Raw genomic sequence first — 19,647 nt, 5'->3', positions numbered from 1 at the left:
CCGAACTCAGAAGTGAAACCTCTTAGCGCTGATGGTAGTGTGGGGTTACCCATGTGAGAGTAAGTCATCGCCAGCTCATTATTCGAAACACCCCCTGATACGTCAGGGGGTGTTTTTTTATGTGCGGGAAAAGATATAGTCTGAAATCATTCATAGAATAATTATAAACTCTTGATGTACAGAAAATTTTATCCGAACTACTTACTGTTAAATTTAGTCTTATCGCTGATTCTGATCGGTGTGGTCATGCATCCACAGCATTTGTTATTTAATTATTGGGTTGCAGGTTTGCATTGGTTTATAGGTATTGTGCTGATGCATATTTTTGATTATTCGATTGCCTATTTTTAAGCAGTTTTATATCAATCGAAATAAATTAAAATGTGGTAATTCAAACATCAAAATATAATCAGGCAGAACATAAAGCTGCGCGTGTGATGTCAGCATTGGTGGTCTTTGTAGTGGTTTGTTTGGTTTTATATGGATTGAATCTGACTCAATTTTATATCGAATATGCTTTTATCGCAGGGTTTTCTTCAGGGAATATGAGTGGTTACTATACTCCCTGAGACATTTATAGACTAAGCTTGATTGAGCTGTCGTCTTGCATGCTTTAATGCTGTTCTTAACCCTTCTTCTAACGTTGGATGATAGAAAGGCTTATCCAAAATTTCATGTATGCTTAGTTCTTCTGAAATCATCCAAGCTAATAAATGTGCCAAATGTTCAGCTTCCGCGCAGAATAGCTCAGCTCCTAATAGTTTATGGCTGATTGTATCCACATATACTTCAGTAGCCCCTTTGTTTTTAGCAGCAACAATCGCACGACCTTGTTTTTCATAAGAAACAAAACCAATGACAAATTCTGTGTTTTTATCTTGTAGTTGCTTATAGCTTTGCCCAATGGTTGCCATTTGTGGTGTAGAAAATAAGATGCCTAGAGGTGTTAGCGTCTTGATGGGTTTAATTTGTGGAAAGTTTAAACAGTTTTGTACTGCAAACTTACCTTCATGAGCTGCTTCATGTTGGATAGGGGTACTGGTATGTGCATCGCCGACAATAAAAATAGGATAATCTGCAAGTTGCTTTGTATGTGGGTTAATTGGCAAATTTTTAATATCTTTAAATTCCGCACTTACACGTTCTAAACCTAATGTATTTAATAATGTACGTCTGCCAGTTGCAGCTAAGACATAGTCAACTTGTAGCGACTTTTGTACGTTTTCTTCAGTATAGGTTAAATGAACTAGATCGCTTTCAATAGCATAATGTTCAGGTAAAATTTCAAACTTTAGCTTTAACTCTTTACTTAATTCTTCCTGTGCGAGCTTTTGCAATATAGGGCTACTCAGTGAGCCAATTTTTCGACTACGTGCAAAAACTGTGGTGTTTACATTGAGGCGTGTTAAAGCCTGCGCTAATTCCAAAGCGATGACGCCACTTCCAATAACTGCGACTGATTTAGGGAGTTGTTCTAATTCAAATATCTGATCTGATGTAATTAATTTATCGCCTAATATTTGTTTTTGTTCAGCATCTATAGCAGGAGTTGTACCTACAGCAAGGATAAATGACTTGGCTTTAAATGTTTGGTTGTTTACTTGAATGGTATTTGAATCAATAAATTCAGCTTTACCTGAAATTTTATGTTGGCTTGGCCAACTTTCAACATCTTTTAACGTGGCTCTTGTAAAACGATCACGTAAGGTTTGAACATGTTGCATGACGCTAGAGGTATCAATTTCACTTTTGACATCTAGTCCTAAATTATCTGCATGTCTTATTTCGTACATACGGTTGGCAGTAGAGATAAGTATTTTACTTGGCATACAACCAACGCGTGCACAGGTAGTATCCCAAGGCCCATCATTAATGATAAGAAGATTTTGTGTTTTTTTAATTGCTTCTTTATAGGCTGAAATGCCTGCTGTTCCTGCACCGATAATGATGATGTCATACATTTGGATATGCTTCATTTCATGAGTTTAGATCTAATATATAAAAAAACCCTCAGTATAGAGGGTTTAATTGCATTTTTTTACACTTAAAATTTAATACCAGAAGGTAATGTTAAACTTGTACTTACAGTTCCTGCATTATTAGTAGATGAACCTTTGAATGTTATTCCATTAATAGCATGTTCAAAACTAAGAGTACCACTTGTAGCTTGTTTAAATTTCAAAATGTTCGTCCCTGTTAATTTAATGCTTCCAGTAAATGTCTGGCTATTTAAACTAGAGGCTTCATTCTCAACTCGAGTCCCATCGATTGTTGTGATGCTAGGTAAAATTAGTTCTTGTTCACCCGAAGCTTTCACACGATAACTTGCTGAACTTGTGGTACCTGGTGTTGAGTTTAATACGAATGAAATTGGTTCTGCAAAAGGAATATTTGGGTTATCGTTAATTAATACATTAAATCCTGATCCAGATTGAATATTGTATAAATCTCCATCGAGAGAAGAGAGATCTTTGTAAATACTAATTGCACCTGTTGTAACTTCACGTTCAATATCTTCACCAGTTGACGGATCCGTAACTATTGCTGTTGTGGTAATTTTATAGTCGCTTGTATTGCCATTTATTAAAACAAACCTTTTTTGTTGAGTTTGTTGTATTCCCCAAGACTGTTGAAATGGATAAGCAAATGCACCAGTAATTGTTACATCATGGAAATTTTTATCTCCATTTTCATTTTCAAATACGTAAATGCGAGTATTGGATTCATATTCTTCTAAGTTTGGTGTCACTTCATCATGTTGTAATTTGATGTTTTTTAGATCATTAGCTGTAATATCGAAATCCCAGTTGTCATAACCCGGTAAGATATTTTTAATATCTTCGCCAATAAAAACATAACATGCTCTATAGTCAGTTTTACTTAAATAGAAACATTTATCTCTGTAGTGATAAGTATTTTTATATGAGTTTAAGTTTATTTTTCTAATATCTAAACTTAATTGTAATGGGCCTTGCGCAAATGTATCCATTGAATGATCAATATAGCCTTTTGCTGTTGATGCATCGTTAGGATCATAATTACCGAATAAATATTGCCCTTCACGTTTTAGAATATCTAACTGTGCTTTTGCAATTTCAGTTGGGGTTGTTGTACCACCATTGTTATTATTATTGTTTTGATTAGAAGAATCTGTTCCTTCGTTATTAAAATATCCATCACTACCACCACCACCACAAGCTGTAAGTATAGTGGCTAAAGTAAGTACAAGTGTCCCTTGAACGAATTTCATGAAGTACCCCAAAATAGTTATTTATGTATAGAAAAAGTTATATTGCGTAAAGATACCACACATAAAAAATGGCGCAAATAGCGCCATCTTTATATTCGTCATTTTATAGTGCAGTCCCGACACTTACACCAACGGTTGGACGTACATTCATAGAATTACACCCTGTTAGCAACAACGTTGTAAATAAAACGGTAAACACGAATTTAGTCATTGAGCAAACCTTGAGCCTGAGCTTGATTAAAAAGAGCTGTCGAACGTGAACCACTACGACAAATCATCAAAATGGGTTTAGGAAGCTCATTATAATATTTGGCAAATTCTTTCACGTCTGTTTGAGAAATTTTACCGCTTTGCACAGGTTGATACACAACACTCACATGAGACTTTTCCGCAATGCCTCGTAACTGTAAAACAGTCACTTCATTGCCCGCCTCATTATCTGGTCGATTCACAATTACAGATTTAAATTTAAGTTGTTTGAGTAAACTTGAAAACTTATCTGTGGTCATTTGTCCAGAGACACTTAAATTTGCATTTAAGGGCTGACTGTTATTATCAGCAAATGTGGGTGCCGAAAAGATGCATGTTGCGATCAATAAAGCTTTTTGAATGAAAGCCTTAGTCATCCAAAAGATCCATCTGTTTTGCTAGTTGATATAGATTATTTGAACGGTTACCTGTACGGCAGAACATTAGAACAGGCTTTGGCAATTCATTAAAATGATTCGCAAAGTTACGGACATCTAGCTCAGAAATTTGACCCGCAACAACCGGTTGATGAACATAGTCTAAACCAGCGCTACGTGCTGCTTCTTCAATTTGAGCACTGGTTGGTTGCTCCGGACCACCTTCCATGTCAGGGCGGTTATTGATAATCGATTTAAAGCCTTTTTCAACCACTTGCACTACATGTTCTGGGCCGATTTGACCTGCAAAACCAACATTTTCGCTCATTGAGTCACTCCATAATTTAATTCATAGATTTATGCTTTATGATAGCATTAAGCACAAACTTGAGCAGAATGTTCTTAAATTTTTATAAGCGATTACAACCATAAAATAACGCAATGGAGCGCGTATGCACGCCTATACAGTCGAACCACTGTATGTCAAAAGCGGACAAGATGTTATAGCTGCTGACTTTTATCGTCCAAAATCTGTTGAAAAACCTGCAGTCATTCTCATAGCACATGGTTTAGCGGCATTACGCCAATTTAAATTAGTGCAATATGCAAAGCGCTTTGTACAAGCGGGCTATGCTGTTGTGTTGTTTGATTATCGCTATTGGGGGGGCAGCACAGGGCGTCCGAGAGAGTTGGTGAATCTTAAAGCTCAACTTGAAGATTGGCGGACTATGATCGATCATTTACAGCAGCGTAAATCGATTGATTCAAGGCGCATTGTATTATGGGGAACATCGCTGAGTGGTGGCTATGTACTTAGTTTGGCGGCAGAGCTTAAAAATATTAAAGCGGTGATGGTACAAGTCCCATTTGTCGACGGCGCTGAAAGTGCAAAATTATATCCCTTACAGCAATTACCCAAAGCATTAAAATTATCAAGTCAGGACTATATGGGCTCAAAAGTTGGGATGAGCCCAACGACTTTGCCTGTAGTCGATCCACATCGATTGTGTTTTTTACAGTCTGAAGACAGTTATGCGGGCTATTTATCGATTGTCAATCCTGATTTTTATTGGAGTGGCGAAATTCCGGCTCGGGCCTTTTTTAAGTTAATCCGTTATCGCCCAATATTGGAAGTCCGGAAAATTAGCATACCAGTACTTTTTATTGCAGCCAAAGAAGATAGTTTGATTCCCATCGAATCAAGCCGAGAAACTGCGACCAATATTGCACCGTATGTGCAGTATTATGAGTGGGAAATGCAACATTTTGATATTTATCATGGGCAATGGTTTGAAAAAGCCATGGCAACCCAATTAGAATTTTTACATCAACATGTTGGAGTCAGCTAAATGATCGTTGTATGTCCTGAATGTGGTGCAAAAAACCGTGTACCTGAAGAAAAACTCGAAGTTGGACCTGCATGTGGTCAATGTCATCAAGCATTGATTCCACTGGCGCCCATCGAGTTGAATGAAAAGAACTTTGCCAACTTTATTAGCAATAGTGATTTACCTGTGCTGATTGATTTATGGGCTGAATGGTGTGGCCCATGTAAGATGATGGCGCCACACTTTGCACAAGTTGCAAAATCAAATCCGAAGGTGGTTTTTGCCAAAATTGATACCGAAGCAAACCCTCGATTGAGCGGTGCATTTAATGTTCGTAGTATTCCTACACTGGTTTTGATGAATAAAACCAACGAAATTGCTAGAATAAGTGGTGCAATGCGTGCTGGTGAGTTACAACAATGGCTCAACCAGCAGTTAAATCTACCTCAATAAATGTCAGCGCCAGGAGCTAAAGTGTCAGAAACTCATGTAAAACCTGAAGGAACGCTTTCCCTACAAACCATCGCGATGCCTGCAGACACCAACTGGAGTGGTGATGTTTTCGGTGGTTGGATCGTGTCACAAATGGACTTGGCCGGTGCAATTCACGCAGAGCGTTTCAGTCAAGGACGCTGTGCAACGATTTCAATTAACCAAATGACCTTCCTCGTTCCTGTGAAAGTCGGGGATGTCATCAGTGTATATACCAAAATTTTAAAAGTGGGTAATACCTCTATCCAAATGCAGATTGAAGTTTGGGATAGCCATGACAGCTCACGTGATCCAATTCGCGTAACCGAAGGTGTGTTTACATTTGTCGCTGTGGATGTGAAAGGTGCTAAGCGTCAAATTCCTGCGGATGCAAAAGCTAAATTTGCTGCAGATCAAGCTTAATTAAAGTTAGACGCAATAAAAAAGCCGCTCAATCGAGTGGCTTTTTTATGAATAGTGACCAAGAAATTAGAACATCGTGTTTGAATTGGCACTGGTTTCAGGAATGCTTTGTTGCACATCCCAATGTTCAACAATTTTGCCATTTTCAACACGGAATATATCAATAATGGCTTCTCCACGGTCTTTATTATTTTGCGTAGAGTGCACATGTAAATAGACCAAATCACCTTCGGCAGCGGCACGTTTGATCTGGTTTTTTGCATCAGGATTTTGTTTAAAATACTCGGTAAAATAATCGACAAAAGGCGCTTTGCCATCAGGTACATGCGGATTATGTTGAATATATTGATTGCCAATATATCGGTCAGCATATGTCTTAACCTGATGTTTAAGAAAGACACCTTCATAAAAATCGATGACGATTTTCTTATTTTCCGCCGCTTGGCTGGTTTGAATATTGCTTTCAGCCGCTTGATTTGGAGTCGCTGGCGTTGCAGGAATAGTACTTTGACATGCAGTTAAAAACACCGCCATGCTGATGAATGAAAGGGGAATGATTTTTTTCATAAAGTGCTCAATATATTTGTGTCGTGCAAGCATATTGAGCGGAATTACGGCGTATAAATAGTAAAAAACAGTCTTGATTTTGCTGAAATTTAGTAAAACTTATACTTACCTAAAAGTAAGTTTTATTTACATTTATTTATTTTTCAGAGCGGATTTTGCCACCCACGCCCAAAGCATTTCACATTGAATCGGTGCTTCACCAGATTCATCGGTGACTAAGACCTGTACTAAGGTTTCACCTTTTTCTGTACTTTGCATTTGTCGTTGCTGTTCGGGTGTAAGCGTTGCGATGGCTGTCATCCCACCTTGGGATGGACGTTTAAAATCAACTTTCAGACTTTTAATTAGGACAATGGCGCTATCAGGGACGTTCATTGCTGTGACAAAACCTGTGGCTGTTTCTGCGATCAGCGCCATGGCACAGGCATGTACTTGCCCGATATGGTTTTGCATCGCCTTATAATTGGCGATGCTCACCTCAACACGCTCAGGGCTGACATGTTGATATTGGATTTTAGCTGTTCCAACCATGGGCACGACACGACCAAAAGCTCGACTGAGCAAACGACTCTGAAGACCTTTCGGTAATTTAGATGATGCGTTTACGATTTTATGTAGGCGGTTTGGTCGTGTCATGTCGTCCTCTATGGCAAATGTAATGCCTTAGTCTTTAAAGTTATTAAATTGAAGCGGCACACCAAACTGTTGCTCTTTTAAGAACGCCATCACTTGTTGCAAAGTGTCACGTTTCTTGTCAGTCACACGAATTTTGTCGCCTTGAATAGAAGATTGCACTTTAATGCCGCTTTCTTTAATGGCTTTATTGATTTTTTTTGCAGTATCAGAGTCAAGACCGTCTTTCAGTTTGATCACTTGAATGACGTTTTTACCAGAAGCCGTCATTTTTTGTGGATCGAGTGCTTGAATGTCAACTTTACGTTTGAAGAAATGATTTTCGAGCATGGTATACACTTGTTCACATTGGAAATCGCTTTCTGTTGAGATTTTGATTTCCTTATTTTTCTCATTTAACTCAATTGAAACGTCATGACCGCGGAAGTCAAAACGCGTCGCAATTTCTTTTTGCGTGTTTTGAACTGCATGATTTACTTCAAAAACTTCTAATTCGGAAACAATATCAAAAGAAGGCATAGATTAGACCTTTACAAAGGGAAAGAATATCTGAGATGCTAGGGATGTTTTCTTCATTTGCCAAGTGTTGTTTACATCAAAAGGAGTGCGCAATGATCCGTAAACAAGAAATTACAACATTTGAGTTCCCAGAAGACTCGATTATCTGGGATGTTCGCGATGCTAGTGCTTATGCTGAGGCACATGTGAAAGGTGCGGTTAACCGACCGATCAACGCATTGTCATCAGATGCACTGACTCAGGTGTCAACGGATCAACCCATTTACATTTTATGTGGTGGCGGAAGTAAAGCTCCACGTGCAGCAGAGTTACTAGAGGGTTTTGACAGCTCACGTGAATATGTAATCTTAATGGGCGGCACGCGTGCTGCTCGTGATGCCGGTCTTCCTTTGGAACAAGGGAAATGAGATCGAATCAAAAAAAGCGCCGAAAGGCGCTTTTTTATTGCAGGTTATTTTTTTGAGGTGGAGATGACGGCATCTGACCCTGAAAATAAGGCTTCTTAGTTTTTTGTTTGGCTTTGGCGCGTCGTATAAAACGTGCTGCATGAATTTTATCGAGTAGCTGTGTTGGAATAGGGCAGGCTTCTTTTAAGACCAGCGCGGCAATGATTTCACTACAGAGCGGGGCATACAGGAAACCTTTAGAACCGAGTCCACTACAGCTATAAATTTGCTGATCTTCATGGACTGCACCAATTACTGGGAAAAAGTCTTTTGTCTGTGCGCGAATTGCTGCACGTCCTTGCCATTGCTCAATCGGTGCTAAGGTTTTGGCAAAGTCGGGGAATACACTGTGGATAAGTTCATAGTTATGCACATGATCTTCTGTGAGAACGTCGGTGTCATCACGGCCGGGATAAAATGACGCGCCCATAATCATCTGTTCGGCATCCAGTTGCATACAATAGCCCCCATAACTATAGGCGGTATGCATATCCATTTGTTGAGCTGGATTGTTCAACCAACTGACTTGTCCACGAATGGCACGCAGTTCTGGATAATCTGTTTGTAGCTGCATACTGTCACGTGCCGCACAGAGAATGACATGCTCGGCAGATGGAAGCTGCTGATCCATTGTAAATAGCGCAACGCCATTTTGTTGTTGCTCAATGCGTTGAATATCTGCTTGTAACAATTCAATGTGTGGATGTGCCAAGATTTGGTCACGAAGCTGATGTGGACTGACTGCGCCTGCTTGTTTTAAGAGCAAGGTTGGATATGTTGAGGCTAATTGATTTAGCGTGCCTTCTTCAGCAGCTAATACCTCTGAAGGATAAGCTTGAGCTAAATCTAGATGTTCTGCTTTATTTTTTAAAATAGATTGGTGAATCTGTAAGGGACGAAATGCCTTGAAGTATTGATAATGCTTGAGCGCATATAACCAACTCAAGGTCATTAGATGCTCAGCACTTTGTTCAATTGGACAGAGTTTAGGGTTGAGTAGGGCAAGAGGATTACCCGATCCACCGCTGAGTGGTGCTGATTTCTCGTAAATACGCACTTGATGCCCGCGTTGAGCAAATGCCCAAGCACAGCTCAAACCAGCTATGCCAGCGCCAATAATCGCGATTTGACGGGGCTTATGACCTACAGTGATTTCAGAATTTTTTTTTTCGTCTAAAGTGGGTATGTCAGCAACTACGGATTGATCATCTAACTTTTCAGGCGCGAGCCAAAAAGCTTTGAGCATTTCACGCTTATGAGCAAAGCCACGAGGTCGTGTAATGGTAATACCATGCTCACGTAAGCCGCGTTTCAGTACACCTGCCACACTAAATGAGGAGAAGGTCGTCCCAATGTCTGATAGACGCACGATATTTTTGAGTACGTTTTCTTCCCACATGTCAGGATTACAGGCGGGTGCAAAACCGTCCAAGAACCATGCATTGACCGTAGCAGTTTTTGCCATGACGGGAAAAACGTCATGTGCATCGCCTAACCAAAGATCAATTGAAAAACGTTCTTCTGGAAAATTGAGTCGATGACATCCCGCAATGAGTTCAGGATATTGCGCAATCAGTTGCTGTGCCAAAGGTTGTAATTCAGGCCATGCATTTAATGCACGAATGAGGTCTGCTTTAGATAAAGGGAATTTTTCTACAGAAATAGCATGCAGATGACTGTGATTATCTGGACGAACCTGTTGCCATAATTGCCACAGAGCTAAAATATTTAAGCCTGTACCAAAACCTGTTTCGCCGACACTGAAATATTCAAAATTAGTCAGTGCCGCAAGGCGAGTGTCGAGGTCATTCCCTTTTAAAAACACATGACGTGTTTCGAGCAGGCCGTTGTCCTTCGAAAAATACACATCACCAAACTGTTTAGACACTGGAATATCAATGCCATCGATCATTTGCCAATCGAGATCGGCAGTCTGAATTGCACCTGACAAAACTCAAGCAACCTTTAAATTGAAGTAGAAAAACGAATTACCATTGACGACGACGTTTGGTATAGACGTAACTGGCCAATAAGAAACCTAAAATCACGCCAACACCAAGCGTGGTCCCACCATATAAAAACATCTGCGCACTACGTTCACTTTGTAGCACTTGTACTTGTACGCCCAAGCTATCATTTTTAAGTTGTAATTCTTGGTTTTGCGCCAAGGCTTCAAGGTTAGCTTTTTCTAACTGTTGTAAGCGTACAGATTGGTCTTTGACCATTGCTTTGACTTTGGCATCTTGTAGCGCTTTATTTTTTGCCAATTGTTCAATGGTCAATGGATTCGCATCTTGAGGTTGACCATTGGGATTGACGGTTGCCGCCACTTTAATGATGCCCGGTTTATTGGCAGGAATGGTATGCGGCACAGGATTGGGAGGAGGTGTTGCAGTCGTTGCTTGAGCAGCAGGGGCTACAGCAGGTGCAGGAGCCGGTTCTTCAGCCCATGCAGTTGAACAAATTAAAGATAAGCCCAGTAAACTAGAAACAACGACGCGCATGAACCTTATCCTTTAGGAAATGCTTTGTTAAATGGTTTGACATCAATTTGGCCATAAACCCCTTCTTTGAGGAAAGGTTCATCTGCCAACCATTGGTCTAGGGCTTCACGACTATCAAAATCGACAATGATCGTACTGCCATAAAAACCAGCTTGCGGGTTTGCCGGATCTTTAGGCATCGCACCTGCAACAATCAGACGACCTTCATCATCAAGTTTTTGTAGACGTTCAAGATGTTGAGGACGAACCGCAAGGCGCTTTTCCACTGTACCTTCATTATCTGTACAGCTTACGACGAATAATGGCATGACTTTTCCTGATTTTTGACCAAATGGATTATTCTGAGGTCTTAAAGTATTTACGCAATACAATAAACTGAATAATGATAAAGGAAAACATCACGATCATGTCACCAAAAGCAGTGAATTCACCCCAATATTTTCCGTCTGCAAACAAATAAGCGAAAAAGGTGTGTAAACATGACATCACCACGAACATTGCAGCCCATGCATAGTTCAATCGTTTCCAACCGACAGCGGTTAAATTTAAGACTGGACCAAATAAACGTTCGATGAGTGGTTTCTTATCTTTACTAAATAGTGGAGAAAGTAAAAACGCCCCTGCGAAAACTAAGTTCAGTAAAACGGCTTTTAAACGAATATAAAAATCATCGCTTAGCATCAGGGTAATACCACCAAATATCACGGTCATGAACAACACAATCCATTGTTGTTTATCTAGACGGAATTTTTGCATGACAAACAATGCACCATAAACCACAAGCATGGAAATGATGAGACCTGATGTTGCCACAAGAATGTTATTGTTATCGACACCCCCAGCAGAACCAATCAATTGTAATAATGGGTGCTGCGTATCTTTTGGATCTACAGTTTTATATAAATAAAAGAAAATAATGAGTGGCACAAAGTCTAAAAGTGCTTTCATGTTAGAGTATCTAAATCTGATCAAATAAATGACATAGTATAGAGATGCAAGGCGTAGATTTACATACACACAGTAATATTTCTGATGGTACTTTGTCACCAGAGGCTCTGGTGCAGGCCGCAAGTGCTATTGGAATTCATACGCTGGCTTTGACTGATCACGATACGATGGACGGATTGTTGGCTGCAGAGCAGGTTGCGCATGAATTAAAGCTGCAATTAATCTCTGGTGTGGAGATTTCTAGCCAGTGGTCGAGACCTGCGACCAAAAAAAGTTATGGTGTGCATATCGTCGCTTTAAATATGCAAAATCCTGCGCCCATACAAGCCTTATTGATGGATCAAAAGCGTATTCGAGCGGAACGTGCTCGGCAGATTTGTGACTTACTGATACCGTTAATTGGTCAAGATATTTATAGCGATGTGATTGCCAAGGTCGACCAGATTCCAGATCGGGTAACACGTACCCATATTGCCAAAACTTTGGTGGAAAAGGGGGTAGTTTCACGTCCACAACAAGCTTTTGATAAATATATTAAAGAAGGCAAAAAAGCTTTTGTAAAATTTGAAGGTCCAAGTCTTGTTGAGACCATTGAGGTGATTCATGCCAGTGGTGGCTTTGCAGTGTTAGCGCATCCAACGCGTTATGATTTATCTGCGACCAATATTCGTTATTTGATTGAAATCTTTGCTGAAGCGGGCGGTGATGCAGTGGAATTACCACCGGCAATTGAGCCATTATCGACTCGTCAAATGGTGGATCGTATGATTGCTGCCTTTAACTTGAAAGTTTCTGTTGGCAGTGATTTTCATGGTGACAATATGCCATGGATTAAACTTGGCAACATCCCTCGAGTGAAAGAGGGGCAAGTTGGAATTTGGGAGAGCTTTGCTTAAAGCTTTGCGCGATGATTGCTCTCACTTACATATCTTCGATATACCAAAAAAGTGTACGACAAAGCTATGTAAGCGAGGGTTTAGACCCATTGATCAATTACAGTAAATTGTGATCTTTGGCTTGAATCGGTGGTGGGGTGGGTTTTCCTAAAGTCCCCAGTAATTCAATTTCAATAGTACGCACCATCGAGTCCAATGGAAGGTCATTACTTTGTGTACCAAAGGGCTCTTCAATCTCTGAACTCAGCGCATCTAAGCCTAAAAAGGTATAGGCCAAAATCCCCACTAAAAGGGGAGTCGCTAGACCTAAAGTAGACCCCAAGCTAAAGGGTAAGACAAAACAGAAAAAATAAACGGTTCGATTCAGCAAGACCGAATAAGCAAACGGTAATGGCGTAGTGGCAATACGGTCACAGCCGGTTTGTACGGTACTGAGTTCCATCACATGCTGATTCATCTGGGTATAAATAATATCTGAAATTTCACCATCTTTGAGCGCCTGCATCAGCTCCCATTGAATCAAACTCAATGTGTACTGCGGTGCATTGGCTTGTTGGTATAACTGAGTGATGGCATTCGCGCTCATGCCGCTGGTTTCAACTAGTTCAGTGGGGTTGGCGGTTTGATGGCGGAGTCGGTCACGCAAAACATTGGCAAACACAATCACATGTTGGATCACACGTTCACGACGGCCTTGACTGAGTAAACGGCAGTCACGGTCAAAATGGCGTGCATTGGCAATCAAAATGCCCCATAAACGCCGAGCTTCCCACCAACGGTCATAGCAGGCTGAGTTTTTAAAGCCTAAGAAAATCGACAGCACGACACCAATTAGGGTAAAGCCGACCAAAGGAAATTCGGTAAAATGAAAGATATCGACATAGGATAAGCCGCCCACAATGGCAGACAGCAACATAACGATCCCGAGCGGCGGTAAAACCTTAGGTAAAATCGTTCCTCGCCAAGAAAATAGCAGTTTAAAAATACTCGGTTGGTCACGGACGATCATGTTCGAATGATAATTTCTAGTTTTAAAAAATTATGATGATCTTCGGGTTTGCTCAAGCACTTGTCAATAACTGTTTCATGCAGATAAGTGTGCTTGGAGCAAGCCATGTTCAGCAAAGGAAAAACTCCCTTCTGTGGAGATAATGCAATGATCGATCAGTTGAATTTCTACCAGCTGACAAGCCTGCTGAATGAGTCGAGTCAATTCCAGATCGGCAGCAGAGGGTTCTGCACGACCGAAAGGATGATTATGTGCAATGACGATACTGCTGGCGTGTTCAGAAATGGCATAACGCAGCAGTTGATTGATGGAAATTTCACAGGTATTGAGGCTGCCATAAAAAAGTTTTTTAAAGTTTATTTTTCTTAAATGCGCATCTAGACAAAGCACGCCAAAGACTTCTTGACGTTCCGATAAAAATTCAAAGCGAAGAAAATTTTGTAATTGTTCAGAATGTTGCAATTCTAAGGCTTCATTTTGAAAATGCTGACTCACATAGCGTTTTCCGAGTTCTTTTACCGCCATGAGCTGAGCATATTTACTGTTTCCAATGCCATGAAACTGGCGTAAATCCTCAAGTGACGCATTCATTAGCGCTTGCAACTGACCAAAATGTTGGATCAGGAGTCGTGCGAGTTCGACAGCAGAGTGCTGCTGGGAACCAGAGCGTAGGAAAATAGCCAGTAGCTCAGCATCGGATAAACTTTGTGCGCCTTGTTGAATCAGGCGCTCACGTGGGCGCTCTTGTTCAGGCCAATTTTTAATTGAATTATTCATTATTCTTAGACTTTTTTATTATCAGTCAATCGGCTTTTTCACAGCAGATTGTTGGGTCAGTGCATATTTAATGCTATTGTGAGCGCCACTGCAACAGATAGGTAGCCTGTTCGTGAGCTTTGATTTAAGTGTAATGCCCACAAAAAATATTCTTTTAGGTGTCACTGGTGGTATCGCAGCCTATAAAAGTGCCATTCTTGTCCGTCGGTTAAAAGATGCCGGATTTGATGTGCGCGTGGTGATGACTCAAGGTGCGCAAGCCTTTGTGACCCCGCTAACGTTTCAGGCGCTTTCAGGCAACCCTGTACATACCGAATTACTCAATCCTGAAGCAGAAGCGGGCATGGGGCATATTGAATTGGCACGTTGGGCTGATTTGGTGTTGGTTGCTCCTGCAAGTTGCGACACGCTGGCAAAATTTGCGGCGGGTTTAGCAGATGATCTTCTTTCGACACTTTATCTTGCTACAAAAGCACCCGTCTGGGTTGCCCCAGCAATGAATCAGCAAATGTGGGCAGCCAAAGCGACACAGCGTAATTTAAATACACTGGTTGAAGATGGCGTACATGTGATAATGCCCGATGCCGGTTCTCAAGCATGTGGAGATGTGGGCTTAGGACGCATGCCTGAGCCAGAAGATTTGGCAGATCAAGTGGCGGCCTATTTTCATCAAGCACAGCGAGCCATTGCTGAAAAATTTGGCATGCTTGCTGGCAAACATGTGGCGATTACAGCTGGTCCTACACGTGAGTCGATAGATCCTGTACGTTATATTTCCAACCATAGCACAGGTAAAATGGGGTTCGCACTGGCAGCGGCTTGTTATGCGGCTGGGGCTAAAGTAACGCTGATCGCAGGACCCGTAAGTTTAGATACACCAAATGGTGTACGACGGATTAATGTGCAGTCTGCAATTAAAATGTTAGAGACCAGTCTGCAAATGTTAGATGAAGGCTGTGATATTTTTATCGCAACAGCAGCTGTTGCCGATTATCGCGTGGCAGAAGTTGCAGAGCATAAAATCAAAAAAGCTGGTGATGAACTCAATGTAGCATTAATTAAAAACCCAGATATCGTTGCAACAATTGCGCAGCAGTCAAAACGTCCATTTATGGTTGGATTTGCTGCCGAGACACGCAATGTCGAGGAGTATGCCGCAGGCAAACTTGTGGCGAAAAAACTCGATATGATCGCTTGCAATGATGTCTCACGTAAAGATATTGGTTTTGCTTCTGATGAAAACGCCATGACCGTGTTCTTCGCAGATCAATATCAAATGGAAAAGCGTGATTTAGAGAAAGCGTCAAAACAAGAAATTGCACAGCAATTGGTGGAAGCCATACATGATGCGCTACATCATGAGCCTGAAACGGACGATGAATAATTTCAGTTGATTCCTCAAAATCCCCGCAATGTTCGGGGATTTTTTATGGCGCTTTTATGATGTTTTGTTTAAGGCTCTATATTGGATAAATTACGATGGGTTCAGTTTCATGTTGAAAATTTGAAGGCTAGGAAACCACTACCAAAATGGTCATTTTCAACAAAAATATGTCAGCAAAAGACCAAGGCTGTCAGTGTTTTAAAACATCAAAAATGCAATTTAAGTGATTGATATCAAAATTAAATATAAAATTGAGAAATCTTGATAATTTGGCTTGTACTGTGTGTTTTATTAGCTATTATGAAGCAAACAATGAGGAATGTTTGGATCGGAATTTGTGATCGGTCTGACTTTTTCATCAAGAATAAATGCATCATGGGGGATGCAATATGTTTCGATGGCTCACCATTTTTTTACTGTTAAGTTTGGCTGGTTGTAGTTATTTTGTCTCGACAGATGAATTATCTCGGCAGATTGAGCAGCAGATGCAGCACGAGTTTGATCAGAATCCAGATTATCGGCAGTACCATTTACGGATTCAAAATATAAAAGTATTAGAACGTAAGGGATTAAGTTTTAAGGCTCAGGCGACGTTGCAATACGATGGTCAGCCTTATACTGTTTTGGTCGATATTTACAAAGATTTGCAAGGTTATGCATGGAAAATAGATGAAGAACAATTTGCCTTCATTGACGAAGCTGAAATCGCAAAATATCAGGCGCAGTTAGATCAAGAGTTGAATCATTTGGTTGAGGAATTGGAACAGCCAACCGAGGAGGTTGAGCCTGTTACATCGGCGCCTGAGAGCTATGTGGGTTTGCGTGAGGAAGAAGATCCATCCGATTATCAATGGACTGGCTATGATGATGAACCTTTTCCCAAAGGGAACATTACGGTCAATAGTCATTGAGCAATGATGTGACTGTTTAGATGATTTAGCTGAGTTGTGACGATGTTGCTAAACACGTAATTTGTGAAGCTTGACAAATAAAAAAGCCCGCAAAGTAGTGGGCTTTTACTTTTAGAAGATTAATCTTCTAAAACGACTTTAGGATGATCACGTAAATAGTCTTCTGTACGTTGCATTGCATCCTTAATATTTTGGATGGCATTTTCCACATCGGCAAAGGTTTTGGCATTGCCACCACTTAAAGCCTGACGCCATTTTCGAGCACCCGGCAGGTTCTGGAATAAACCTAAAATATGACGGGTAATGATAGAAAGCGGCGCACCTTCTTCCATACGTTTAGCAATATATGGCAGCATCTGATCAATAATATCGAAACGGTTGGGTAATTCGAGATCCCAAAGCTGACCGATCTCAGCCAATAAGTACGGGTTGTGATAAGCCTCACGGCCAATCATCACGCCATCAACATGTTGTAAATGTTGCTGTGTTTCAGCAAAGGTTTTCACCCCGCCATTAATTTCGATCAATAAATTTGGACGTTCTTGTTTCAGACGATAAACATCTTCATAACGTAAAGGTGGCACATCACGGTTTTCTTTTGGCGACAAACCTTGCAGCAGGGCAATACGAGCATGCACGATAAAATTGTTACAGCCAGTCTTTGCAACCGTATCAACAAAATGCAGCATTTCTTCATAAGACTGCATGTCATCAATCCCGATGCGGTGTTTCACAGTCACTGGAATATCAACAGCATTTCGCATTTCAGTAATACATTCTGCCACCAAATCAGGCTCTGCCATCAAGCATGCGCCAATTTTATTGTTCTGAACGCGGTCACTTGGGCAGCCGACATTGAGGTTCACTTCATCATAGCCCCAGTCCTGTGCCATCTTGGTACAGGTCGCTAAATCTTTAGGATTTGAACCGCCAAGTTGTAACACAATCGGGTGTTCTTCGTTGTTATAGTCCAAATGACGATTGGCACCGCCAAATAAAATCGCACCTGTGGTGACCATCTCGGTGTAGAGAATCACATTGGGGTTAAACAAACGTGCAAAGAAACGATAGTCACGAGTCGTCCAATCCATCATTGGCGCAACACTAATTCGTGGTTGAAGTTTATTTTCAATGGGTTGGAGATCAGTCATTAAAAAAACACGCCTTAAAAGAACAAGATGGAAGAACGAAATGGAAAATGGTGAAAAAATTACAAAAGCAGTCCGAAATACGATGAAAAAAACCGCATTTCAAGACGCGCGCAATATTAGCATAAATTGTGGTTTGGGACATGGTCTTGCTAGCGTGACGAATTCAAGGTCAGGCTAGAAAGAGTCGGAAGTGTTGCTTAAGTAATTTAAATTTTTATGTGATTAATCTATAATTTTATAAACTTTATTGTATGGTTTCTCAGCAGATTTAACTGCCTGCCTTTATGTCTTTATTTTCCCAATATCTATTGCAACGCCAGTTTTGTATCTCGTTTGAATATCTAACGACGCAAAAACCGCATTGTGTCCCAACGACATTTGCAGGCTTTCCTGTGTGCATGACATTGGCTGACCGAGTACAAAGTGACACGGATATTGCTCCTTTAGAAGCAATGCAAGACTACCCTCAAAGCATTGAAAAAATTCTGCATTATTCGGGGAAAGGTCGAGATATCTCAGATTTTCAAACTTTTCTGAAAGATGCTCAGCAGCACGGGGTAGAGAATTTACTTTTGCTCAGTGGTGATAAACTCAAGCAGCATCAGGATGGGGCAAATGATCCGACTCTACGGAGCCGTTATTTAGAGTCTGTCAATCAAGTCATGGCAGCCAAAGACTATGGCGGGTTTTATTTAGGGGTAGCATTTAATCCTTTTAAATATGCAGAAGCAGAAAAGGATGCGCAGTATTTTAAACTGAATAAAAAAATTCAAGCTGGCGCTGACTATGTGATTACACAGTTGGGCTTTGACATGGATGTGTTGATTAGTTACCAACGCTACATGCAGCAATATTATCCACGTATACCTGTATTGGCTTGTGTCATGCCGCTGACATTTGCCCGTGCCCGTTTTATGGCCAAGCAAAAAGTTGCAGGCATCGTGCTTTCAGCAGATGTATTAAATTTTTTGCAACAAGAACAGCAAACTGATGTCATACAAGCTGAACAAAATGTCTATGACCGCTGTGCCTTACAAATATTAATGTGTCAGCATTTGGGCTATGCAGGGGTTCATTTATCGGCTTGCCATAAAGCAGAAGAACAAGAGAAGTTGCAAAAAGCAATTTTGCAATTTGCCACATTAACGTTTGCACAATGTTTAGCAAAATGGAAAATGCTTTGGCGCTCTAGTGTTGAGGTGAACTTCCAACCGACGGGCGCAAATAACCATAAGGCTCCAGTTGAACAGGTTTTGAAATATAAAAGTATGCATGTCATGCATGAGTTATTTTTTAGTTCAAAACTGGCCAAAGGGGCGGGATCTTATATTTTTTCGGCCAAATTATGGCAAAAACCGAAAGCCGATGCGGCCTTGCTGAAAACAGAATTTATTAGTAAACATGGCATTGTAGGCTGTGAAAGTTGTGGACAATGTCGTTTAGGCGAAACCTTATATATTTGTCCTGAAACCTGTCCCAAAGGATTAGCCAATGGACCCTGTGGTGGCTCCAACCTTGACCGCTGTGAGTTTGAAGACCGTGAGTGTATACACTCGGTCAAAGCGCGGTTGGCGAAAGCCGTCGGTCAAGAAAAAATGCTGAAGCAAGAGCTCATCCCTACCGTTGCAATTGAAACTCGGCACAGTAGTTCTTGGAAAAACTGGTTCGTTCCACCGACATCGCCACCAACAGAACATTAATTCACTTAAAGCATTATTCAGTCTGAAACTTTATAAATGTGAATCTTTCAGGCGCTAATCATTCTAAAAATCAGACGAATAGTCGTATAAAAAAATGAAAAAGA

At 40.8% G+C, this 19,647-nt stretch carries 23 protein-coding genes; 9 read left to right on the top strand and 14 right to left on the bottom strand.

The genetic code is table 11. The annotated features are described in order from the left end of the window. Positions 1-174 precede the first annotated feature (174 nt). Positions 175-351: a hypothetical protein gene (locus FTU29_RS17460; protein WP_257223001.1), complete on the top strand. Its 177-nt coding sequence runs from the start codon at positions 175-177 to the stop codon at positions 349-351. A gap of 230 nt (positions 352-581) precedes the next feature. On the opposite strand, the gene FTU29_RS11530 is transcribed toward FTU29_RS17460, so the two are convergent. The 4 genes from FTU29_RS11530 to FTU29_RS11515 form a co-directional block, all read right to left on the bottom strand. Continuing rightward, positions 582-1,961 carry a dihydrolipoyl dehydrogenase gene (locus tag FTU29_RS11530; protein WP_180121945.1) on the bottom strand — a complete coding sequence of 460 codons (1,380 nt, stop codon included), beginning with the start codon at positions 1,959-1,961 and terminating at the stop codon, positions 582-584. Positions 1,962-2,044: 83 nt separating this feature from the next. Then, entirely contained in the window at positions 2,045-3,250 is a 1,206-nt protein-coding gene (locus FTU29_RS11525; RefSeq protein ID WP_180121943.1) for a hypothetical protein, read from the bottom strand. A gap of 203 nt (positions 3,251-3,453) precedes the next feature. Beyond that, positions 3,454-3,876: a beta-lactamase hydrolase domain-containing protein gene (locus tag FTU29_RS11520; RefSeq protein WP_180114427.1), complete on the bottom strand. Its 423-nt coding sequence runs from the start codon at positions 3,874-3,876 to the stop codon at positions 3,454-3,456. Continuing rightward, positions 3,869-4,204: a TIGR01244 family sulfur transferase gene (locus FTU29_RS11515; protein WP_180094834.1), complete on the bottom strand. Its 336-nt coding sequence runs from the start codon at positions 4,202-4,204 to the stop codon at positions 3,869-3,871. Before FTU29_RS11515 ends, FTU29_RS11520 begins: the two co-directional genes overlap by 8 nt. Positions 4,205-4,328: 124 nt before the next feature. Here FTU29_RS11515 and FTU29_RS11510 point away from each other — a divergent pair, with 124 nt between their 5' ends. From FTU29_RS11510 to FTU29_RS11500, 3 genes are read left to right on the top strand one after another with little or no spacing between them, the layout of a single operon-like run. Continuing rightward, entirely contained in the window at positions 4,329-5,225 is an 897-nt protein-coding gene (locus tag FTU29_RS11510; RefSeq protein ID WP_180121941.1) for an alpha/beta hydrolase, read from the top strand. Beyond that, positions 5,226-5,657 (top strand): thioredoxin TrxC, encoded by a 432-nt coding sequence (gene trxC / locus FTU29_RS11505; RefSeq protein WP_078191319.1) that lies wholly within the window; start codon positions 5,226-5,228, stop codon positions 5,655-5,657. Between the two features lie 21 nt (positions 5,658-5,678). Further along, positions 5,679-6,098, top strand: a complete 420-nt coding sequence (locus FTU29_RS11500; RefSeq protein WP_078191328.1) for an acyl-CoA thioesterase — start codon at positions 5,679-5,681, stop codon at positions 6,096-6,098. A 66-nt stretch (positions 6,099-6,164) separates the two neighbouring features. Here the strand turns inward: FTU29_RS11500 and FTU29_RS11495 are convergent, their stop codons facing one another. From FTU29_RS11495 to FTU29_RS11485, 3 genes are all read right to left on the bottom strand, one after another. Further along, the gene (locus FTU29_RS11495; protein ID WP_180121939.1) at positions 6,165-6,665 is read right to left on the bottom strand and encodes an ester cyclase; all 501 of its coding nucleotides are present in this window, start codon (positions 6,663-6,665) and stop codon (positions 6,165-6,167) included. A 132-nt stretch (positions 6,666-6,797) separates the two neighbouring features. Continuing rightward, complete coding sequence (locus FTU29_RS11490; RefSeq protein ID WP_180121937.1) at positions 6,798-7,301, bottom strand: DUF4442 domain-containing protein; 504 nt, start codon at positions 7,299-7,301, stop codon at positions 6,798-6,800. Between the two features lie 27 nt (positions 7,302-7,328). After that, positions 7,329-7,817 (bottom strand): YajQ family cyclic di-GMP-binding protein, encoded by a 489-nt coding sequence (locus FTU29_RS11485; RefSeq protein WP_078191316.1) that lies wholly within the window; start codon positions 7,815-7,817, stop codon positions 7,329-7,331. A 92-nt stretch (positions 7,818-7,909) separates the two neighbouring features. Between FTU29_RS11485 and FTU29_RS11480 the strand changes: the two genes are divergently transcribed. Beyond that, complete coding sequence (locus FTU29_RS11480) at positions 7,910-8,224, top strand: rhodanese-like domain-containing protein (RefSeq protein WP_078194202.1); 315 nt, start codon at positions 7,910-7,912, stop codon at positions 8,222-8,224. Positions 8,225-8,258: 34 nt separating this feature from the next. Here the strand turns inward: FTU29_RS11480 and mnmC are convergent, their stop codons facing one another. Genes mnmC through FTU29_RS11460 form a run of 4 tightly spaced genes read right to left on the bottom strand, consistent with a single transcriptional unit; the run spans position 8,259 to position 11,715 of the window. Further along, positions 8,259-10,214 (bottom strand): FAD-dependent 5-carboxymethylaminomethyl-2-thiouridine(34) oxidoreductase MnmC, encoded by a 1,956-nt coding sequence (mnmC, locus tag FTU29_RS11475; RefSeq protein ID WP_180121935.1) that lies wholly within the window; start codon positions 10,212-10,214, stop codon positions 8,259-8,261. 37 nt (positions 10,215-10,251) lie between these two features. Beyond that, positions 10,252-10,767, bottom strand: a complete 516-nt coding sequence (locus tag FTU29_RS11470; RefSeq protein WP_078191313.1) for a hypothetical protein — start codon at positions 10,765-10,767, stop codon at positions 10,252-10,254. Between the two features lie 5 nt (positions 10,768-10,772). After that, positions 10,773-11,075 carry a YciI family protein gene (locus FTU29_RS11465; protein WP_078191312.1) on the bottom strand — a complete coding sequence of 101 codons (303 nt, stop codon included), beginning with the start codon at positions 11,073-11,075 and terminating at the stop codon, positions 10,773-10,775. A 28-nt stretch (positions 11,076-11,103) separates the two neighbouring features. After that, the gene (locus tag FTU29_RS11460; protein ID WP_078191311.1) at positions 11,104-11,715 is read right to left on the bottom strand and encodes an inner membrane-spanning protein YciB; all 612 of its coding nucleotides are present in this window, start codon (positions 11,713-11,715) and stop codon (positions 11,104-11,106) included. Between the two features lie 44 nt (positions 11,716-11,759). Between FTU29_RS11460 and FTU29_RS11455 the strand changes: the two genes are divergently transcribed. After that, positions 11,760-12,611, top strand: coding sequence for a PHP domain-containing protein (locus FTU29_RS11455; protein ID WP_180121933.1), 852 nt, complete (start codon positions 11,760-11,762; stop codon positions 12,609-12,611). A 97-nt stretch (positions 12,612-12,708) separates the two neighbouring features. On the opposite strand, the gene FTU29_RS11450 is transcribed toward FTU29_RS11455, so the two are convergent. Further along, a complete protein-coding gene (locus tag FTU29_RS11450) occupies positions 12,709-13,620 on the bottom strand; it encodes a bestrophin family protein (protein ID WP_078191309.1) in 912 nt (303 codons plus the stop codon). Positions 13,621-13,695: 75 nt separating this feature from the next. Next, positions 13,696-14,397, bottom strand: a complete 702-nt coding sequence (gene radC, locus FTU29_RS11445) for a DNA repair protein RadC (protein WP_180121931.1) — start codon at positions 14,395-14,397, stop codon at positions 13,696-13,698. Positions 14,398-14,509: 112 nt separating this feature from the next. On the opposite strand from radC, the gene coaBC reads away from it, so the two are divergent. Together coaBC and FTU29_RS11435 are read left to right on the top strand one after the other, a co-directional pair. Next, positions 14,510-15,781 (top strand): bifunctional phosphopantothenoylcysteine decarboxylase/phosphopantothenate--cysteine ligase CoaBC, encoded by a 1,272-nt coding sequence (gene coaBC / locus FTU29_RS11440; RefSeq protein WP_180024576.1) that lies wholly within the window; start codon positions 14,510-14,512, stop codon positions 15,779-15,781. Between the two features lie 389 nt (positions 15,782-16,170). Continuing rightward, positions 16,171-16,692, top strand: a complete 522-nt coding sequence (locus tag FTU29_RS11435) for an Asp-tRNA(Asn)/Glu-tRNA(Gln) amidotransferase subunit GatC (RefSeq protein ID WP_078191306.1) — start codon at positions 16,171-16,173, stop codon at positions 16,690-16,692. 119 nt (positions 16,693-16,811) lie between these two features. Here FTU29_RS11435 and dusA read toward each other — a convergent pair whose 3' ends face one another. After that, a complete protein-coding gene (dusA, locus tag FTU29_RS11430) occupies positions 16,812-17,843 on the bottom strand; it encodes a tRNA dihydrouridine(20/20a) synthase DusA (RefSeq protein ID WP_180024574.1) in 1,032 nt (343 codons plus the stop codon). 284 nt (positions 17,844-18,127) lie between these two features. Here dusA and FTU29_RS11425 point away from each other — a divergent pair, with 284 nt between their 5' ends. After that, the gene (locus FTU29_RS11425; RefSeq protein ID WP_180121929.1) at positions 18,128-19,543 is read left to right on the top strand and encodes a methylenetetrahydrofolate reductase C-terminal domain-containing protein; all 1,416 of its coding nucleotides are present in this window, start codon (positions 18,128-18,130) and stop codon (positions 19,541-19,543) included. Positions 19,544-19,647 lie beyond the last annotated feature (104 nt).

The organism is Acinetobacter sp. YH12086, from assembly GCF_013419345.1.
In the GTDB taxonomy this organism is placed as follows: domain Bacteria; phylum Pseudomonadota; class Gammaproteobacteria; order Pseudomonadales; family Moraxellaceae; genus Acinetobacter; species Acinetobacter amyesii.
Note: the sequence above shows the minus strand (reverse complement) of the source record. Positions and strands in the feature narration are given on the sequence as shown.

What these genes read in the sequence shown, in the direction of transcription:
- FTU29_RS11530 (WP_180121945.1), bottom strand. Translation starts at nt 1,961, where the DNA reads ATGTATGACATCATCATTATCGGTGCAGGAACAGCAGGCATTTCAGCC.
- FTU29_RS11515 (WP_180094834.1), bottom strand. Translation starts at nt 4,204, where the DNA reads ATGAGCGAAAATGTTGGTTTTGCAGGTCAAATCGGCCCAGAACATGTA.
- FTU29_RS11520 (WP_180114427.1), bottom strand. Translation starts at nt 3,876, where the DNA reads ATGACTAAGGCTTTCATTCAAAAAGCTTTATTGATCGCAACATGCATC.
- FTU29_RS11490 (WP_180121937.1), bottom strand. Translation starts at nt 7,301, where the DNA reads ATGACACGACCAAACCGCCTACATAAAATCGTAAACGCATCATCTAAA.
- radC (WP_180121931.1), bottom strand. Translation starts at nt 14,397, where the DNA reads ATGAATAATTCAATTAAAAATTGGCCTGAACAAGAGCGCCCACGTGAG.
- FTU29_RS11495 (WP_180121939.1), bottom strand. Translation starts at nt 6,665, where the DNA reads ATGAAAAAAATCATTCCCCTTTCATTCATCAGCATGGCGGTGTTTTTA.
- FTU29_RS11525 (WP_180121943.1), bottom strand. Translation starts at nt 3,250, where the DNA reads ATGAAATTCGTTCAAGGGACACTTGTACTTACTTTAGCCACTATACTT.
- trxC (WP_078191319.1), top strand. Translation starts at nt 5,226, where the DNA reads ATGATCGTTGTATGTCCTGAATGTGGTGCAAAAAACCGTGTACCTGAA.
- FTU29_RS11460 (WP_078191311.1), bottom strand. Translation starts at nt 11,715, where the DNA reads ATGAAAGCACTTTTAGACTTTGTGCCACTCATTATTTTCTTTTATTTA.
- FTU29_RS11435 (WP_078191306.1), top strand. Translation starts at nt 16,171, where the DNA reads ATGTTTCGATGGCTCACCATTTTTTTACTGTTAAGTTTGGCTGGTTGT.
- FTU29_RS11510 (WP_180121941.1), top strand. Translation starts at nt 4,329, where the DNA reads ATGCACGCCTATACAGTCGAACCACTGTATGTCAAAAGCGGACAAGAT.
- dusA (WP_180024574.1), bottom strand. Translation starts at nt 17,843, where the DNA reads ATGACTGATCTCCAACCCATTGAAAATAAACTTCAACCACGAATTAGT.
- FTU29_RS11450 (WP_078191309.1), bottom strand. Translation starts at nt 13,620, where the DNA reads ATGATCGTCCGTGACCAACCGAGTATTTTTAAACTGCTATTTTCTTGG.
- FTU29_RS11455 (WP_180121933.1), top strand. Translation starts at nt 11,760, where the DNA reads ATGCAAGGCGTAGATTTACATACACACAGTAATATTTCTGATGGTACT.
- FTU29_RS11485 (WP_078191316.1), bottom strand. Translation starts at nt 7,817, where the DNA reads ATGCCTTCTTTTGATATTGTTTCCGAATTAGAAGTTTTTGAAGTAAAT.
- FTU29_RS11480 (WP_078194202.1), top strand. Translation starts at nt 7,910, where the DNA reads ATGATCCGTAAACAAGAAATTACAACATTTGAGTTCCCAGAAGACTCG.
- FTU29_RS11470 (WP_078191313.1), bottom strand. Translation starts at nt 10,767, where the DNA reads ATGCGCGTCGTTGTTTCTAGTTTACTGGGCTTATCTTTAATTTGTTCA.
- FTU29_RS17460 (WP_257223001.1), top strand. Translation starts at nt 175, where the DNA reads ATGTACAGAAAATTTTATCCGAACTACTTACTGTTAAATTTAGTCTTA.
- FTU29_RS11425 (WP_180121929.1), top strand. Translation starts at nt 18,128, where the DNA reads ATGTCTTTATTTTCCCAATATCTATTGCAACGCCAGTTTTGTATCTCG.
- FTU29_RS11465 (WP_078191312.1), bottom strand. Translation starts at nt 11,075, where the DNA reads ATGCCATTATTCGTCGTAAGCTGTACAGATAATGAAGGTACAGTGGAA.